Origin of the sequence: Conexibacter stalactiti (genome assembly GCF_033542075.1) — a bacterium.
Taxonomy (GTDB): Bacteria; Actinomycetota; Thermoleophilia; order Solirubrobacterales; family Solirubrobacteraceae; genus Conexibacter; species Conexibacter stalactiti.
On record NZ_JAWSTH010000004.1, the window covers coordinates 36,272 to 52,741 of the forward strand.

Sequence of the window (16,470 nt, forward strand, 5' to 3'; positions counted from 1 at the left end):
CATGGCGACCGCGGCGACGCTCGACGCCGTCGTGCGCGCTGCCGGTCCGCAGCTCGGATCGCTGATGGAGCGGGTCGAGGCGCGGCTGGCCGCGCTGGCGACCGGCTACGGCCCGCTGCTCTCGCACCACGCCGGCGAGACGATCGCCGCGGGCGGCAAGCGGTTGCGCCCGCTGCTCGTGCTGCTGGCCGCCGGCGACCCGCCGGAAGAGGCCGCCGACCGTCTGCTGCGCTCGGCCGTCGCCGTCGAGCTGATCCACAGCGCCAGCCTCGTCCACGACGACGTGCTCGACAGAGCGCCGACGCGCCGCGGACAGCCGACGGTCTTCGCTGCCGCCGGGCGGACGGCCGCGACCGCCACCGGCGATCTGCTCTTCTCCCGCGCCTTCGCCGAGCTGGCGGCCGGCGGCGAGGCGGACGACGTGCGCGCGCTCTCAGCGGCCAGCTCCGCGCTCGCGCAGGGTGAGTTGATGCAGCGCGAGGACGCCTGGGACGTCGCTGTCCCGCTCGCGCGCTACCTGCAGCGCTGCGAGTTGAAGACCGGCGCCCTGTTCGAGGCCGCCTGCCGCCTCGGCGCGCTCGCCGGCGGCGGTCCGGCCGACGCGCTGGCCGCCTTCGGCCGTGCGATCGGGCTCGCCTTCCAGCTGCTCGACGACGTGCTCGACGTCTCCGGGCCCGCCAGCCGCACCGGCAAGGCACGCGGCACCGACCTGCTCGATGGGACCGTGACGCTGCCGCTGATCGTCGCGCGCGAGCGCGATCCCCAGCTCGCTGCGACCGACCTGCGCGCGCTGCGCTCGGGCGCCGAGACGGAGGCGATCTGCGATCGCATCGCGGCGACGGGCGCGCTCGCGGACGCCAAGGCGCGGGCGCTCACGGTCGTCGCCGACGCGAAGTCGGCGCTGCCGTCCTCGCTGCCCCCGGCGCAGCGGGCGACGCTGGAGCTGGTCGCCGACGGCGTCGTCGAACGTTACGCGTAGAGCGGCGAAGCGCCGCTAGAAGTCCATCGGCCAGATCTGATCGGCCGCGAGTGCCGCGACGAAGCGATCGATCTCGTCTTCCATGTTGGCGCGCATGAGCCGCTGCAGGTCGCGCACCAGCGCCTCGGTGCCGCGATCGAGCTCCTCGTCGAAGCTCTCGACGGCCGCCTCCGGGAAGACACCGTTCCCAAGCCAGTCACAGTTCGGACAGTGAAGGGTGACGTCCCAGTGAGAGCTGCCGGCTTCCTCCCACGCGACGGGAGATACGAGCTGCGAGGAGCAGCTGGGGCAGACGTGGAGCCCATCGATCTGCTCTGAGAGCTTCGGATCGCCGACGGCGCCTTGATGCGCCTCGAAGTAGAGCACCTCTATGGTCTTGCCGCTCGGGAGGACGACGCGGCGAACGGAGCGGTGATCGGCGGGGCGGCTCATGGTGTGCTCTCAGAATCGGCCGATGTGGCGCCGGACTTGAGTGAGATTTACGTATGGCGGTGATCTCGACCCGGTACCCTTCCGTAGGACTTCAGCGGAGGAACCAATGCCGAACATCGGCCCACTTGAACTCATCGTCGTCCTTGTCATCGTGCTCCTGATCTTCGGGCCCAAGCGCCTGCCGTCGCTCGGCAAGCAGCTCGGCGGCGGGATGCGCGAGTTCAAGGACTCGATCACCGGCAAGGACGACGACGACGAGAAGACCGACGCGACCGGGCGCCCGGCGATCACGAAGGCGGAGGCCGACGAGCCGGTCGCCGCCCCGGTCGAGCAGCACGCCGCCCCCGCCACGCCCGCCGACGCAGCGCCCGAGCAGCGCGGCTGAGCCGTACGCCGCAGGCGACGCCGATGGCGACTGCCCTCAAGCCGATCGCACATGACGACCGGCTGACGATCGTCGACCACCTCGACGAGCTGCGCACGCGGCTGATGACGTGCGCGATCGTCTTCGTCGTCGTGTTCGCGGTCTGCTTCTGGCAGAACCACGCACTGCTCGACTTCCTCAACGAGCCGTTGAAGGAGAGCACGCCGACCGCGCAGGACGCGAAGGGCAATGGCCGCATCGCCCAGGCCGCCGCGGCGCAGGCGAGAGTCGCGGGCGGTCTCGACGCCGTCGGTGACGCCGTCAGAGCGATCGAGGCCGATCCGGCGATCTCGGGCACGACCAAGCAGGCGCTCGGGGCGGCGCTGCCGAGAATCCGCGCCGCCGTCGACGCGCTGCCGAGAACGACGCCGGAGCGGGTGCCGATCACGACCGGCGTCGGCGAGCCGTTCACCGCGACCCTCACCGTCGTCGCGTACTTCGCGCTGCTGATCTCGCTGCCCGTGCTGCTCTACCAGGCGTACGCGTTCATCCTGCCGGCGTTCAGCCCGGACGAGCGAAGAACCGCGGTCCCGCTGATGATGATGGTGCCGTTCCTGTTCGTCGGCGGCGTCGCCTTCGGCTACTACATGGTGCTGCCACCGGCGATCAACTTCCTGCAGAACTTCAACGACACGAACTTCGACGTTCTGCTGCAGGCGAGAGACTATTACCGCTTCGCCGCGATGGCCCTGCTGTCGTGCGGCCTGATCTTCCAGTTGCCGGTCGGGCTGCTGGCCGTCAACCGCGTCGGGATCCTCAGCGCGCGCCAACTGCGCTCGAGCTGGCGCTACGCGATCGTCGGGATCGCAGTGGTGGCGGCGATCCTGCCTGGCGTCGACCCGGTGACGACGTGCATCCTGATGGTTCCGCTGCTCTTGCTGTACGGGCTCAGTATCGTTCTTCTCACGATCGCTGATCGGCGGCGGGGGGACCGCGGTGATATCGCGGCGCTGGAGCCGCTCGACGGCGATGACTCCGAGGGAAGCTGAGCAATGCTGTTCGACCTGCAGAGCCGACGGCGCAGAACCGTCGTAAAGATCGTCTATCTCGGCCTCGCCATCCTGATCGGCGGCGGCCTCGTGCTGTTCGGCGTCGGGACCGGGACCGGTGGCGGCGGCCTGCTCGACATATTCAGCGATGACTCGCAAGACACCAGCGCCCAGGTCAGCAACGCCGAGAAGCGCGCTGCCAGAGCGGTCAGAGTCAACCCGCAGGACGCCGCCGCATGGGCCGAGCTCGCCCGCGCCCGCTATCTGCGCGCCGGACAGGGCGACAACTTCAACGAGACGCAGCAGACCTTCACCGAGAGCGGTCAGCAGCAGCTCGGCTCAGCCGCGCAGGCGTGGGAGAGATACATCCTCCTGAGACCCGCGAGACCTGACGCCAATGTCGCTCGTCTGATGGCGCAGGCGTACGCCGCGCTCAACCAACCGTCCGACGCGGCCGACGCGCTCGAGATCGTGACCGAAGAGGATCCCTCCAGCGCCGCGTACAGCCAGCTGGCGACGTACGCCTACTACGCCGGTCAGGACCGCAAGGGCGACCTCGCGGCGGCCAAGGCGGTCGAATTGGCTCCCGAGCAGCAGCGCAGAGTCGTCAGAGTGCAGCTGGAGAGAACCAAGAGAGAGATCCAGGAGCAGCAGGTGCAGGACGCGATCGACAGCGGGGCGATCAGAACCGGCAGATGACCGGCGCTCGGGCGCCCGCCCCGCGGCGCGCGCCCGAGACGACGCCTTCGCGCCGGACCCTCTAGAATTTCCCGGCGGCCTGGCCCTGCGCCCGGCTGTTCTCGGGCCGTTAGCTCAATTGGCAGAGCAGGGGACTCTTAATCCCAAGGTTGAAGGTTCGATTCCTTCACGGCCCATTTGCTCCGTCGCCGCCCGCCGGCGACGGCAGGCGCCTCAGGCGCCCACCTCGGCCGACGCCGGCTGTTCTCTCTTCTCCGCTGCGGGCTCGCTCACAGCCGCGTCGCTCGCCTTCGCACGCTGCTCATAGGCGGCGCGCGCCGAGCGGTCGGCGCCGCCGAGCACGTGGTCGGTTCTCATCGCGCGCCCGACCGCCTCGGTCCACTTGCGCGGCAGCAGCGCGCCGATCCGCGTGATCCGCCCGATCTGGCGCGGGACGAAGACGTCGTGGCGGGGGAACTCGAGCGCGTCGACGATCGCGTCGGCGACGTCCTCCGGCTCGACCAGTCCGACGCCGCGGCCCTTCTGAAGGCCGGCCGCCAACTCGGTTCTGACCGGCACCGGCATCACGACGCTCGTCTCGATCCCCGTGCCGCGAACCTCGCCCCGGATCGCCTCGGTGAGACCGACGACGGCGAACTTGGTCGCCGAGTAGGTCGCGCCGCCGGGGATCCCGGCCTTGCCGGCCGTTGACGCGACGTTGACGAGGTGACCGGTGCGACGTGGCAGGAAGCGCGCCAGCGCGAGCTTGGAGCCGGTGATGACGCCGAGCAGGTTGATGTCGACCTGCGCCTGGGCGCCGGCGGCCGTCTCCTCCGAGAACGGGCCGACGAGCATGATCCCGGCGTTGTTGACGAGCACGTCGAGCGGGCCGAGCTGACGCTCGGTCTCGGCGACGAAGCGCTCGAAGGAGCCGGCGTCGGTGACGTCGAGCTGGAGCGCAACGGTGCCGCCGCCGAGCGCGGCTGCGGTCTGCTCGGTGACGGCGAGGTCGAGATCGCCGATCGCCACCTTCGCGCCCTTGCGGATCAGGGCTGCGGCGGTCGCGCGGCCGATGCCGCGGGCGCCGCCGGTGATCGCCACCACCTTGCCGGTGAGCGGGCGGGGTTGCTTGGCCATCTCGTGCGATCCTCCTCGTGGGCTGGACGACTGGCTGCCTGGCCAGTCTCCCCGGAAGCGGCCCGTCGTGCAACCTGCGACCATCTCTCGCCGATGCCGACCGTCCAGCTCGCCTGCCTCGACGGCGTCGTGATGCCGGCCGCCGAGGCGCGCATCCCCGCCACCGACGAGGGTCTGCTGCACGGCGACGGCGTCGTCGAGCAGCTGCGTCTCTACGGCGGCCGGCCGTTCGCGCTGGCCGACCACCTCGCGCGACTGGAGCGCTCGGCCGCGAACCTGCGGCTGCCGCTCGACCTCGACTCCGTCCATGCCGACGTCGCGACGTTGCTGACCGCCGCAGGCACCGGCTCAGAGCACGCGCTGCTGCGGATCGTGCTGACGCGCAGCGGACGGCAGCTGCTGCTGACCGAGCCGCTGCCCGCGCGTCCGGGCAGACTGCGGCTCGCGTCGGTCACCTACGCGCCGTCGCGGCTGCTCGACGAGATCGCGTCGACCTCGCGCGCGCCGCAGGCGCTCGCGACGCGCCTGGCTGTCGAGCGCGGCTTCGACGAGGCGCTGCTGGTGACGCCGCACGGCCGCGTGCTGGAGGCGCCGTCGGCGACGATCTTCTGGGTCGCCTCCGGTCACCTGCGCACGACGCCGCTCTCCGACCACGTGCGCGATGCCGTCACGCGCGCCCGCGTCGTCGCGCTGACCGGCGCCAGCGAGCAGGCGATCGCGCTCGACCAGCTCAAGCGCGCCGACGAGGCGTTCCTCGCCTCCACCGCCCACGAGATCGTCCCGATCGCCGGGATAGACGACGCCGAGCTGGAGGCCGGCGCCGTCACGCGCGACGTCGCCGCCCGCCTGCACGAGCTGATCCGCACCGAGCTGCGCGAGGGCTGAGCGGCGATGCGCGTCCTGACCGTGATCGGCAACCGGCCGCAGTTCATCAAGGCCGCCGCCGTCTCGTCGCGGCTGCGGAGACTGGGCGAGGAGATCACCGTCCACACCGGGCAGCACTACGATCGCGAGCTGTCGCAGGTCTTCTTCGACGAGCTGGAGCTGCCGCCGCCCGACCACATGCTCGGCGTCGGCGGTGGCACGAACACCGCGCAGACGGCCCGCATGCTGGCCGCGCTCGAGCCGCTGCTCGCCGAGACGAGACCAGACGCCGTGCTCGTCTACGGCGACACCAACTCGACCCTCGCGGGTGCACTGGCAGCAGTCCAGGCCGGCGTGCCGGTGGCGCACGTGGAGGCGGGGATGCGCTCGTTCGACCGTGCGATGCCCGAGGAGGTCAACCGCGTCGTCACCGATCACCTCTCGACGCTGCTGCTCGTGCCGTCGCAGACGGCCGCCGAGAACCTCGCGCGCGAGTCGGTCGCCGGCCGCGTCGAGCTGGTCGGCGACGTGATGGTCGACGTCGCGCAGCTGCTGCAGCCGGGCGCCCGCGCGCGCGTCGAGACGCTCGCTCCGTACGGCGTCGAGCCTGGCGGCTACCTGTTGGCGACCGCGCACCGCGCCGGCAACGTCGACGATCCCGTGCGGCTGGCCCAGCTCGTCGAGCTGCTGCTCGCGCTGCCGGCGCCGACCGTCTTCCCCCTGCACCCCCGCACGCGCTCACGGCTGGAGACGTCCGGCCTGCTCGCCGCGTTGGAGGGGGCGGCCCACCTGCGGCTGGCGCCGCCGCTCGGCTACCTCGACTTCACCGCGCTGCTGTGCAACGCGCAGGCGGTCGTGACCGACTCCGGCGGTGTGCAGAAGGAGGCGTACCTCGCGGCCGTCCCGTGCGTCACGATGCGCCCCAGCACCGAGTGGGTCGAGACGGTCGACGCCGGCTGGAACGTGCTCGTCGACCTTGACGCCGACGCGGCTCTGGCGGCGCTGGAGCGGACCCCGCCGGCCGAGCGGCCGCAGCTCTACGGCGACGGCCAAGCCGGGCAGCGCGTCGTCGACGCGCTCGCGACGCTCGCCTGAGCCGCGTCACGCACGCACCGCGGGCTGGACGCGCCCGGGCTACGGGCGGCCGATGCGGCGGACGGCGACGCCGGCGGCGCGGAACGGATCGGGATCGAGCGCGTCGCGCCCGTCGACGAGCGCCCGCAGCCCCGGCAGCTGGGCGGGCGTCAGCGCGCTGTACTCGGCATGGTCAGCCTGCAGGATCGCGCCGTCGATCGGGTTGCCGTCCCACGGTTCGAAGCCGAGCGCGCGCAGCTCCTCGTCGCTGTAGAGCGGGTCGGCCGCCAGCGGCGTCGCGCCGGCCGCGCGCAGCGCGTCGCGCAGCCCGAAGGCGCCGGAGAAGGCCGTCTCGCGAACGCCGCCGCGATAGGCGACGCCGAGGATCAGCACGCGCCTGTCGCGCAGCCCGCCCAGCTCGGTCTGCATCAGTCCGACGGCGTAGGAGGGCATCTCGCCGTTGACGCGGCGTGCCGCCGAGGGCAGCTGAGCGGCGGCATCGCCCTGCAGGTAGAAGTGCGGGTAGACCGGGATGCAGTGGCCGCCGACCGCTACGCCCGGGCGGTGGATGTGGCTGAACGGCTGGCTGTTGGCCGCGTCGATCACGCGCCCGATGTCGACACCGAGCACGTCGGCGTGCTGGGCGAACTCGTTCGCGAGCGCGATGTTGACGTCGCGGTAGGTGGTCTCCGCCAGCTTCGTCAGCTCGGCGGCCTCCGCCGAGCCCATCGGCCACACCTCCGCGTTGCCGCCGATGAAGGCGCGGTACAGCTCGACGCCGCGCGCCTCGCCGGCCGCCGACAGGCCGCCGACGAGCTTCGGGTAGGTGTCGAGGTCTCTGAAGATGCGGCCGCTGTAGACGCGCTCGGGGCTGAAGACGGTGAAGAAGTCCAGCTCCGGCTCGAGGCCGCTGCCGGCGGCGAGCGCGGGCGCGATCCGCTCGCGCGTCGTGCCGGCGGGGACGGTCGTCTCGATCGAGACCGTCGTCCCCGCTCTCAGCCCGCCGGCGATGTCGCCGACGACGCTGTCGAGGATCGTCCAGTCCGGTCTGGCCGCCGCATCGACGATCAGCGGCGGGACGGCGATCACGAGGTCGGGCCCCTCCGCGACGGCGGCGGTCGTGTCGGTCTGGGCGCGCAGCCGGCCGTCGCCGACGACCTCCTCCAGTGCGGCCTTCAGGCCCGTCTCGCCGGGGAACGGCTCCTCGGCGCGGTTGACCAGCTCGCAGACGGTCGCGTTGACGTCGCAGCCGACGACCTGATGGCCCGCGCGGGCGGCGTGGACGGCAAGTGGGAGCCCGATCTTGCCGAGCGCGACGACGACGACCTTCACGGCGCGACCTGCACGCTCTGGCCGCTGCGCGCGCTCTCCAGCACCGCTTCCGCGGCCTGCACCGCCGCGAGTCCTTGCGCGAGCGTCACGACCGGCGCGTCCGGATCGCCCGCGACGAGGTCACGGAACGCCTCCAGCTCGCTGCGGATCGGCTCGCTGCGCGCCAGCGCGTAGCGGGTCGCGTCGCCCTCGGTGACGCCGCGCAGCGCCTGCGAGCTGCCCCAGTCCGACGTGATCCGCCCGTTCTCGTAGAAGGTCAGGTCGGCCGTCACGGTCTCGGCGACGAGCATGCCGCGGTCGCCGAGCACGCGCGTGCGGCGCGTCTTCGTCGGCGTCAGCCAGTCGACGATCGTGTTGAAGGGGACGTCGGTGGTGAGGCGGCCGTTGACGAGCACGAGGTCCTCGTGCGGGCGGCCGGTGCGGTGGGCCGTCTGCGCCGCGACCGTCGCGATCGGCGCGCCGGCGACCCAGCTGACGATGTCGAGGTCGTGCGTCGCGAGGTCCTTCACGACGCCGACGTCGCGGATCCGCTCCGGGAAGGGGCCGACGCGCTCGGTCGCGACGAGGAAGACGTCGCCGAGCAGACCCTCGCCGAGCTTCTCGCGCAGCGCCAGCAGCGACGGGTTGAAGCGCTCGACGTGGCCGACCGCAGCCGCCAGGCCGCGCCGCCTCACAGCGGCGATGATCAGCTCGGCATCCTCGGTCGAGGCGGCGAGCGGCTTCTCGATCAGCATGTTCACGTCGGCGGATGCGAGCGCGAGCGCCGCCGGCAGGTGCTCCTCGGTCGGCAGCGCGACGACGGCCATGTCGAGCGGGCCGGCCTCCAGCAGCGCCTCCAGCGTCGGGAAGACGAGCGCGGGGTCGCGGACCGCGTCGTGTCTGTCGCCGGCAGGGTCGACGGCGCCGGCGAAGGTGACGCCGGGCAGCGCCTGCAGGATGCGCGCGTGGTGGCGGCCCATCATGCCGAGGCCGAGCACGGCGGCGCGGAGGGGTGCGGGGGAGGAGTGGGTCATGGGGCCGCGCGAAAGGGTATCTGTCGGCGCGCGTCGACCGCCCTGGCCCGCGGATCGCGACGCGCGTCGCGCTCGCTCGCGCCGCGACCGCGTCAGTGACGCCGCCCTTCGACCGCTTACGCTTCGCGCATGTCCAGCGCACCCGGTCTCGTCCTCAGCCCAACCGCCGTGATCGGCGAAGAGGTCCGCTTCGGCGCCAACGTCGTCGTCCATGACGGCGTCGTGATCGGCGACGGCGTCACGATCGAGGACGGCGTGGTGCTCGGCAAGGGGCCGCGCCTGGCGCCCGGCTCGGCGGCCGCTGCCGCCGGCGGCGGTCAGCCGCTGACGATCGCGGCGGGCGCGACGATCTGCTGCGGCGCGATCGTCTTCAACGGCGCCTCGATCGGCCCGCGCGCGATCGTCGGCGACCAGGCGTACGTCCGCGAGCGCGCCGTCGTCGGCGAGCGCAGCGTGATCGGGCGCGGCTCGGCGGTCGACAACGACGTCACGATCGGCGCGCGCGTGAGAGTGCAGACTTCGGTCTACCTGACGGCCTTCTCCGTCGTCGAGGACGACGTCTTCGTCGGGCCGTGCGCGATGACGACGAATGACGACGCGATGGGGCGGATCGCGAAGGGCGCGCCGCTGAGAGGCGCGACGCTGCGACGTGCCTGCCGAATCGGCGGCGGCGCCGTGCTCGTCCCGGGCGTCGAGGTCGGCGAGGAGGCGTTCGTCGCCGCCGGCGCCGTCGTCACCCGCGACGTCGCGCCGCGAGCGGTCGTGATCGGCGTCCCCGCGCGCGTCGTGCGCGAGGTCCCCGACGAGGATCTGATCGAGCGCTGGCGCTAGCCGCTCGCGCGGCCCGCGGCGGCCTCAGCCGGCGGCGACGGTCTGGCCGGGCGCGGTCGCGAGACCGGCCTCGGTCCACATCGTCTGCTCGCGACCCGGGCCGACGGAGATGAGCACGATCGGCACGCCGATCGCCTCCTCCATGTAGCGCAGGTAGGCGCGCGCGTTCTCGGGCAGCTCGTCTTCGCTGCGCGCGTCGCTGATGTCCTCGCTCCAGCCCGGCAGCTCGACGTAGTCGCCGGTCGCGTGGTGGAGCACCGTCTGGTGGTACGGGAAGGTGTCGAACTCCGCGCCGTCCTCGCCGCGATATCTGACGCAGACCTTGATCGTGTCGAGGCCGGAGAGCACGTCGAGCTTCGTGACGACGAGCGCCGTCAGCGAGTTGAGGCGGGCGGCGTACTTGAGCGCGACGAGGTCGAGCCAGCCGATCCGGCGCGAACGGCCGGTCGTCGTGCCGAACTCGCCGCCTCTTCTGCGCAGGTCCTCGCCGATGTCGTCGTGCAGCTCGGTCGGGAAGGGACCGGAGCCGACGCGCGTCGAGTATGCCTTCGCGATGCCCCAGACCTCGTCGATGTCCTTCGGGCCGACGCCGCTGCCGATGCAGGCCGCGGCGGCGATCGGGTTCGAGGAGGTGACGAAGGGATAGGTGCCGTGGTCGATGTCGAGCAGCGCGCCCTGGGCGCCCTCGAAGATCACGATGTCGCCCTTGTCGAGCTTCTCCCAGACGAGGCTCGTCGTGTCGGCGATGTACTCCGACAGGCGGCGGCCGTAGGCGAGGTACTCCTCGGTGATCGCCTGCAGGTCGAGTCTCGGATCGCGCGCGTACGGGCGCAGCGCGAGTCGCTTCGGCTCCAGCGCCGCGACGATCTTCTTCTTCAGGATCTTCTCGTCGAGCAGGTCCTGCACGCGGATGCCGATGCGCGACGCCTTGTCGGCGTAGGCGGGACCGATGCCGCGGCGCGTCGTGCCGATCTTCAGCTTGCCGAGTCTCGCTTCGCCGGCGTCGTCAAGCATCATGTGGTACGGCATGATCATGTGGGCGTTGGCGGAGATCCGCAGCCCGCTCGTGTCGACCTCGCGCCTGCGCAGCTCGTCGAGCTCGTCGGTCAGCACCTTCGGGTCGATCACGACGCCGTTGCCGATCACGCACGTCTTGCCGGGGTAGAGGATTCCCGACGGCATCAGGTGCAGCTTCCACGTCTCGCCGTTGCGGACGATCGTGTGGCCGGCGTTGTTGCCGCCTTGGAAGCGGATCACCGCATCGGCCCGCTCGGCGAGCAGGTCGGTGATCTTGCCCTTGCCTTCATCGCCCCACTGGGCGCCCACGATCACGATTCCGGACACGCTGGACAGTGTAGGGAAGCCCTAACCGAAGCGGTCGCCCGCGAAGTTCATGAACTTCGGGTACTCCTTCTGGAACGTCAGGACGACGTCCGCGAGCCCGCCGTTGCGGTGCTTGGCGATGATCACGTCGGCCTCGCCCTCGCGCTCGGACTCTCTGTCGTAGTACTCGTCGCGGTAGATGAACATGACGAGGTCGGCGTCCTGCTCGATCTGGCCGGACTCGCGCAGGTCGGAGAGGATCGGTCTCTTGTCCGTGCGCGTCTCGACGGCGCGCGACAGCTGCGACAGCGCGATCACGGGGACCTGCAGCTCGCGCGCGAGGATCTTCAGCCCGCGGCTCATCTGGCCGACCTGCTCGACGCGGCTCTCGACGCGACCGTCGGGACGCAGCAGCTGCAGGTAGTCGACGATGATCAAGCCGAGCCCGCCGGGGTTCTGCTGGTGGAGGCGGCGGGCCTTCGCGCGGACCTCCAGCATGCTCATGTCGGAGGAGTCGTCGACGTACAGCGGCGAGTCGGCCAAGCGCTGGCTTGCTTCGAGGATCTTCGGCCAGCGGTTCTCCGCCACTCTGCCCTTGCGCAGGTCCTCGCCCTTGATGCGCGCCTGCGAGGCGACGAAGCGCTGGGCGAGCTCTGCCTCCGACATCTCGAGCGAGAACAGCGCGACCGGCTTTCTGTGCTCGATCGCGGCGTTCTCGGCGATGTTGGTGACGAACGCCGACTTGCCCATCGAGGGACGCGCCGCGAGGATGATCAGGTTGCCGGGCTGGAAGCCGCCGGTGATCTCGTCGAGGTCCTTGAAGCCCGACGGCGTGCCGGTCATCGACGTGTGCTGGACCGACAGCCGCTGCAGCTTGTCGATCTCGTCGTCGAGCACCGCGCCGATCGAGCGGAAGTCCTTCTGCCGGTCGTCGTGGGCGACGTCGAGGATGTCGCGCTCGGCCCACTCGACGACCTCGCGCGCCGGCGCGGCGTGGCCGTAGACGTTGGCCTGGATCTCCTGCGTCGTCTTCAGCAGCCGCCGCAGCAGCGCGTTGTTGTGGACGATGCGCGCGTACTCGCGCACGTTGCCGGCCGCCGGCGCGGCGCCCGCGAGCGCGTCGACGACGTTGGGCCCGCCGACCTCGTCGAGTCTGCCGATCGAGCGCAGCTGCTCGGTCACCGTCAGCACGTCGATCTCGCGGCTCTCGCCGTAGAGATCGAGCATCGCCTGGTAGACCGCCTGGTGCTCGGTGCGGTAGAAGTGCTCCGGCTTCAGCCCCTCGTTGATGACGAGGCCGTAGAGCGTCGTGTCGGCCAGCAGGATCGCGCCGAGCACGGATTGCTCGGCTTCGAGGTTGTGCGGCGGCGCGAGAGGGTGCTGGTGCTGCTCGGTGGCGGACACGAACGCAGCAGCTTAGGCGAAGCCGCGCGCCTCGACGCGCCCGCGCGCCCGCCGTCGGCGCGGCGGTCGCAAACTGGGCGATTAACGAAGAAGCGCCGCGTCAGACGCGGCGCTTCGTGCGAGGCAAGGTTCCGTGCAGGTGCTGCGGGGCGCTGCTTACTTCTGCTCGACGACCATCGTCTTGACGGTCGCGTGCACGCCCTCGTCGACCTCGACGACGACCATGTGGGTGCCGATGTTGCGGATCGGCTCCTCGAGCTGGATCTTGCGCTTGTCGACTCTGAGGCCGCGCGCCTCGCGGATCGCGTCCGCGATGTCCTGCGCGGTCACCGAGCCGAACAGGCGGCCGTCGTCGCCGGCCTGCTGCGCGATCGTCAGCACCGTGCGGCCGAGCGTCGCGGCGTTCTCCTGCGCGCGATCTCTGGCGTCTCTGGCGGCCTTGTCGGCGGCAGCCTGACGCTGCTGCGCGATCTCGAGCGCGCCCTTCGTCGCCGGCTGCGCCAGCTTGCGGGGGATCAGGAAGTTCCGCAGGTAGCCGGGGGAGACGTCGACGACGGCGCCTCTCTCACCCAACTGCTCGACGTCCTGAAGCAGAATCGCCTGGGGCATCGTCAACGCTCCTCGCGGTCGCTGCGGTCACGGCGGCCACCGGCGCGCTCGGGAGCGCCCTCGGCGACGTACGGCAGCAGGGCGAGCTCACGCGCGCGCTTGACGGCCGTCGAGACCTGGTTCTGGTGGCGGCGGCAGGTGCCGGAGATGCGACGGGAGCGGATCTTGCCGCGCTCGGAGACCATCTTTCTCAAGCCGTCGACGTCCTTCCAGTCGACCTGCTCGATCTTCTCCTTGCAGTACGGGCACGGCTTGCGCCGGTTGGACCCGAAACCACCCTTCTTGTCGCGCCGGCTTCTCGTCGGCCTTCTGCGTTGCTTCGCCACTCTTGGCCTTACCTCGGTTGATCAGAACGGAATGTCGTCGTCGGCGGGTGCGACCGGCGCGGGAGCGGAACGGAAGTCCTGGGAGTCGACGGGAACGTCGCTCCCACCGGTCACGTCGCGCGGACCGGAGAATCCGTTGCCGGAGCCGCCGCCGACGTCGTCGCGGCCGCCGAGGAACTGCACGGAATCGGCGATGATATCGATCGCCTGACGTCTCTGGCCGGTTCTGTCCTCGAACTCGCGCCACTCCAGACGTCCGTCGATCGCGACGGGACGGCCCTTCGCGAGGTAGCGGGCGCAGTTCTCGCCCTGCGCGCCCCAGACGGTGACGTCGAAGAAGTTGGGCTTGTCCTCCCACTCGCCGCCGGCCCCCTTGCGGCGCGTGTTGCACGCGATGCGCAGGCTGCAGACGGCCATCCCGCTGCCGGTGTGGCGCAGGTCGGGGTCACGCGTGAGGTTCCCGGTCATGACGACGCGGTTGATGTTCGTGGCGGCCATGAAGAGGCTCCTTTCGGCGGCAGATACCAGCGGCGTTCGAGTCTAGACCGCGTTCCGGGGCTGGCTGCCAGCCTGACCCCGGAAACTGCGCTGAAAGTTCACGGCGGTGTGCGAGTCCTGTTGCAGAGCGCGCGCCGGTCGCGATTAAGCGACCGGCTGCTCGACCGGCTCGGCGGCGACCGGGACGGCGCCGACGGCACCGGCCGGCGGCTCGGGGGCCTCGCCCGGGGCGGCCTTGATGATCCGGTGGCGCAGGACGCCGTCCGAGATCTTCAGGTTGTACGACAGCGCCTCGACGAGGGCAGCCGGACCGCTGAACTGCAGCAGGTGGTACTCGGCGTCTCTCGTGTGGTCGATCTCGTAGGAGAGATGACGGATGCCCCACTCCTGAGCAAGCTCGATCGTGCCGTTGTGCTCGGCAATGGTCTGCTCGACCTCAGCACGGATCGTGGCTCGACGCTCGTCGTCGACCGACGTGCGGAGCAGGAGCATGAGGTCGTAAGTGGGAGTGAGTTCGGCCATGGGACTTTCGTCGGCTTGACAGCGGCGGAGCACTATACCAAGGGGGCGAACTTTGGCGTCCGGTCCCCTCTGTATGAGATGCCCTCCGACCGCTCGTCCGCTGGCGCGCCCGCGCCCGCGCCGCTCTCCCGCCGCGTCCGCTGGGCCAACCTCGCCCGCGCCGCGGCTGCCGTCGCGGCCGTCCTGGCGCTGATCGCGTGGAGCCGCGGCGGCAGCGCTCCCGCCCCGCTCCCGGTCACCGACGAGCTTGGCGCTCCGGTGGCGCCGGTCGCGACCCCGCCGGAGCCAGCGCCCGTCACCGAGGCGCCGATGTCGCGGCCGCGGCCGGCTCCCAGACGGGCGCAGCCGCGGAGAGCGGCGCCGCGGCGGAGGCCCGTCGTGACGCCGAGACGCAGATCGGTGCGGCGGGAGGTGCGCAAGAAGACCCCGCGGCGATCACCGGTGAGGACGCGCCCGCTCGCCCCGCCGGCACCTCCGGTTGCGGCTCCGCAGGCATCGACGCCGCCGCCGAGCGCCCCGGCCGGCGGGGAGTTCGCCTTCGAGTAGGCGCGCCGGCGACGGCTCAGCCGTCGTTGGCGCGCTCCTTCTTGCGGATGTCGGCGAGCTGGTCGTCGATCCAGTCGCCGGGGTTGCGCTGGGTGACGATCCGCTTGAGGCCGTCGAGGCGCCGCTCGCGCTCCTCGCGCGGCATCGTCAGCGCGGCGTGGATCGAGTCGGCCAGCTCCTGGATGTCGAACGGGTTGACCGACAGCGCGAACTCGCCGAGCTCCTCGTGGGCGCCGGTGTTCTCCGACAGGATCGAGACGCCGGCGCGCTCGTTGACGAGCGGGCCCTCCTTCGCGACCAGGTTCATGCCGTCGAACATCGCGTTGACGAGCAGCAGGTCGTAGTTCTTGTAGGCCGCGACCGCCTCCTCGAGGTCGTCGCGCAGCTTCAGGTGGATCGGCATCCAGTCGGGCGTGCCGTGGCGGTGGTTGACGACGGCGACGACCGCCTCGATCCGTTCCAGGTACTCGGCGTACTCCGGCACGTCGGTCCGCGACGGCATCAGCTGCGCCACGAACGTGACGCGCTCGCGGAACTCCGGATGCTGTTCGAGGAAGACGTCGAAGGCGGTGAAGCCGCGCAGCACGTTCTTCGACAGGTCCGCGCGGTCGACGCGCAGGATCAGGTGCTCACGGCGGCGGCGCAGCAGCTCGCCCTCGAACTCGGCGGTCCGCGGCCGCTTGGCGACGGCGCGCGTCTGCTCGGCGTCGATCGGCAGCGGGTAGGCGCGGACCCACACCTCGTGTCCGTCGGGGCAGTGCACGACGCCGCGCTCGAAGTCGACCTCGAGGTCCATCAGGTCGCGGCAGCACTGGAGGAAGTTGCGCCGATAGGAGCGCGTGTGGAAGCCGACGATGTCGTTGGCCAGCAGGCCCTCGTAGATCTCGGTGCGGATCTTCGTCGGCAGCACGCGCCAGGCGTCGGGCTGCGTCCACGGGATGTGGACGAAGTGATGCAGGAAGACGTCGGGCCGCTCGCGCCGGATCAGTCCCGGCAGCGTGTAGAGGTGGTAGTCGTGGACCATCACGACCGGCTCGCTCTGGCCCTCGATCTCCTCCAGCACCGCCCGCGCGAGGTCCTCGTTGACGACGTTGTAGCCGAACTCGAACGCCTCGACCTCCTCGCGGCGGATGTCCGGCGCGTTCGAGAGATCCCACAGGTAGTGCTGGATGAACCACAGCATCGGGTTCGCGAAGACGTTGTAGAAGCGGTCGTAGGCGCCCGGGTCGGAGGCGACCAGGCGAACCTTGTAGCTGCCGCCGTCGGGCAGCTCCGCGACGAACGGTCTGCCGCCGTGCTCCTCCGTGACGGCGATGTCCTGCTCGGTCATCGCCGAGGCGATCCAGATCGCGTCGCGGTGGGAGGCGAGGCCGGTCAGGGCGGTGACGAGACCGCCACCGCCGCGCTTGACCTCGCCGCCCTCCTGGAACGTGACGGGTCCACGGTTGGAGACCAGGACGAGCGGTGCACCTTCTTCAGACGACAGCGG

General features: G+C 71.1%; 19 protein-coding genes and 1 tRNA gene. 9 read left to right on the plus strand and 11 right to left on the minus strand.

Annotation, left to right across the window (positions count from 1 at the left end):
• Window position 1: 1 nt before the first annotated feature.
• Window positions 2-979: a polyprenyl synthetase family protein gene (locus tag R7226_RS02950; protein WP_318595539.1), complete on the plus strand. Its 978-nt coding sequence runs from the start codon at window positions 2-4 to the stop codon at window positions 977-979.
• 15 nt (window positions 980-994) lie between these two features.
• Here R7226_RS02950 and R7226_RS02955 read toward each other — a convergent pair whose 3' ends face one another.
• On the minus strand, window positions 995-1,411 hold the full coding sequence (locus tag R7226_RS02955) for a hypothetical protein (RefSeq protein ID WP_318595540.1): 417 nt from the start codon (window positions 1,409-1,411) through the stop codon (window positions 995-997).
• Window positions 1,412-1,517: 106 nt separating this feature from the next.
• On the opposite strand from R7226_RS02955, the gene tatA reads away from it, so the two are divergent.
• From tatA to R7226_RS02975, 4 genes are all read left to right on the plus strand, one after another.
• Window positions 1,518-1,796 carry a twin-arginine translocase TatA/TatE family subunit gene (gene tatA / locus R7226_RS02960; RefSeq protein ID WP_318595541.1) on the plus strand — a complete coding sequence of 93 codons (279 nt, stop codon included), beginning with the start codon at window positions 1,518-1,520 and terminating at the stop codon, window positions 1,794-1,796.
• Window positions 1,797-1,819: 23 nt separating this feature from the next.
• Window positions 1,820-2,824, plus strand: a complete 1,005-nt coding sequence (gene tatC, locus R7226_RS02965) for a twin-arginine translocase subunit TatC (RefSeq protein ID WP_318595542.1) — start codon at window positions 1,820-1,822, stop codon at window positions 2,822-2,824.
• A gap of 3 nt (window positions 2,825-2,827) precedes the next feature.
• Window positions 2,828-3,523: a tetratricopeptide repeat protein gene (locus R7226_RS02970; RefSeq protein WP_318595543.1), complete on the plus strand. Its 696-nt coding sequence runs from the start codon at window positions 2,828-2,830 to the stop codon at window positions 3,521-3,523.
• Between the two features lie 103 nt (window positions 3,524-3,626).
• A tRNA-Lys gene (locus tag R7226_RS02975) sits at window positions 3,627-3,699 on the plus strand.
• A gap of 37 nt (window positions 3,700-3,736) precedes the next feature.
• On the opposite strand, the gene R7226_RS02980 is transcribed toward R7226_RS02975, so the two are convergent.
• Window positions 3,737-4,639: an SDR family oxidoreductase gene (locus R7226_RS02980; RefSeq protein ID WP_318595544.1), complete on the minus strand. Its 903-nt coding sequence runs from the start codon at window positions 4,637-4,639 to the stop codon at window positions 3,737-3,739.
• Between the two features lie 93 nt (window positions 4,640-4,732).
• Here R7226_RS02980 and R7226_RS02985 point away from each other — a divergent pair, with 93 nt between their 5' ends.
• The gene (locus R7226_RS02985; protein WP_318595545.1) at window positions 4,733-5,524 is read left to right on the plus strand and encodes an aminotransferase class IV; all 792 of its coding nucleotides are present in this window, start codon (window positions 4,733-4,735) and stop codon (window positions 5,522-5,524) included.
• Between the two features lie 6 nt (window positions 5,525-5,530).
• Entirely contained in the window at window positions 5,531-6,598 is a 1,068-nt protein-coding gene (gene wecB, locus R7226_RS02990; protein WP_318595546.1) for a non-hydrolyzing UDP-N-acetylglucosamine 2-epimerase, read from the plus strand.
• Between the two features lie 39 nt (window positions 6,599-6,637).
• On the opposite strand, the gene R7226_RS02995 is transcribed toward wecB, so the two are convergent.
• Together R7226_RS02995 and R7226_RS03000 are read right to left on the minus strand one after the other, a co-directional pair.
• Entirely contained in the window at window positions 6,638-7,909 is a 1,272-nt protein-coding gene (locus R7226_RS02995; RefSeq protein ID WP_318595547.1) for a nucleotide sugar dehydrogenase, read from the minus strand.
• Window positions 7,906-8,922 carry a Gfo/Idh/MocA family oxidoreductase gene (locus R7226_RS03000; RefSeq protein ID WP_318595548.1) on the minus strand — a complete coding sequence of 339 codons (1,017 nt, stop codon included), beginning with the start codon at window positions 8,920-8,922 and terminating at the stop codon, window positions 7,906-7,908. The genes R7226_RS02995 and R7226_RS03000 overlap by 4 nt, the downstream gene beginning before the upstream one ends.
• Before the next feature lie 129 nt (window positions 8,923-9,051).
• Here R7226_RS03000 and R7226_RS03005 point away from each other — a divergent pair, with 129 nt between their 5' ends.
• The gene (locus R7226_RS03005; protein ID WP_318595549.1) at window positions 9,052-9,753 is read left to right on the plus strand and encodes an acyltransferase; all 702 of its coding nucleotides are present in this window, start codon (window positions 9,052-9,054) and stop codon (window positions 9,751-9,753) included.
• 24 nt (window positions 9,754-9,777) lie between these two features.
• Here R7226_RS03005 and R7226_RS03010 read toward each other — a convergent pair whose 3' ends face one another.
• From R7226_RS03010 to rpsF, 6 genes are all read right to left on the minus strand, one after another.
• A complete protein-coding gene (locus R7226_RS03010) occupies window positions 9,778-11,097 on the minus strand; it encodes an adenylosuccinate synthase (protein WP_318595550.1) in 1,320 nt (439 codons plus the stop codon).
• Window positions 11,098-11,118: 21 nt separating this feature from the next.
• Window positions 11,119-12,480, minus strand: coding sequence for a replicative DNA helicase (gene dnaB, locus R7226_RS03015; RefSeq protein WP_318595551.1), 1,362 nt, complete (start codon window positions 12,478-12,480; stop codon window positions 11,119-11,121).
• Between the two features lie 156 nt (window positions 12,481-12,636).
• Complete coding sequence (gene rplI / locus R7226_RS03020; protein ID WP_318595552.1) at window positions 12,637-13,089, minus strand: 50S ribosomal protein L9; 453 nt, start codon at window positions 13,087-13,089, stop codon at window positions 12,637-12,639.
• A 2-nt stretch (window positions 13,090-13,091) separates the two neighbouring features.
• Window positions 13,092-13,415 (minus strand): 30S ribosomal protein S18, encoded by a 324-nt coding sequence (rpsR, locus tag R7226_RS03025; protein WP_318595553.1) that lies wholly within the window; start codon window positions 13,413-13,415, stop codon window positions 13,092-13,094.
• 21 nt (window positions 13,416-13,436) lie between these two features.
• Window positions 13,437-13,913 carry a single-stranded DNA-binding protein gene (locus R7226_RS03030; protein WP_318595554.1) on the minus strand — a complete coding sequence of 159 codons (477 nt, stop codon included), beginning with the start codon at window positions 13,911-13,913 and terminating at the stop codon, window positions 13,437-13,439.
• 144 nt (window positions 13,914-14,057) lie between these two features.
• Window positions 14,058-14,405 (minus strand): 30S ribosomal protein S6, encoded by a 348-nt coding sequence (gene rpsF / locus R7226_RS03035; RefSeq protein WP_318595555.1) that lies wholly within the window; start codon window positions 14,403-14,405, stop codon window positions 14,058-14,060.
• 108 nt (window positions 14,406-14,513) lie between these two features.
• Here rpsF and R7226_RS03040 point away from each other — a divergent pair, with 108 nt between their 5' ends.
• Window positions 14,514-14,981, plus strand: a complete 468-nt coding sequence (locus R7226_RS03040; RefSeq protein ID WP_318595556.1) for a hypothetical protein — start codon at window positions 14,514-14,516, stop codon at window positions 14,979-14,981.
• A gap of 16 nt (window positions 14,982-14,997) precedes the next feature.
• On the opposite strand, the gene R7226_RS03045 is transcribed toward R7226_RS03040, so the two are convergent.
• Window positions 14,998-16,467 (minus strand): alpha,alpha-trehalose-phosphate synthase (UDP-forming), encoded by a 1,470-nt coding sequence (locus tag R7226_RS03045; RefSeq protein ID WP_318595642.1) that lies wholly within the window; start codon window positions 16,465-16,467, stop codon window positions 14,998-15,000.
• Window positions 16,468-16,470: the final 3 nt, after the last annotated feature.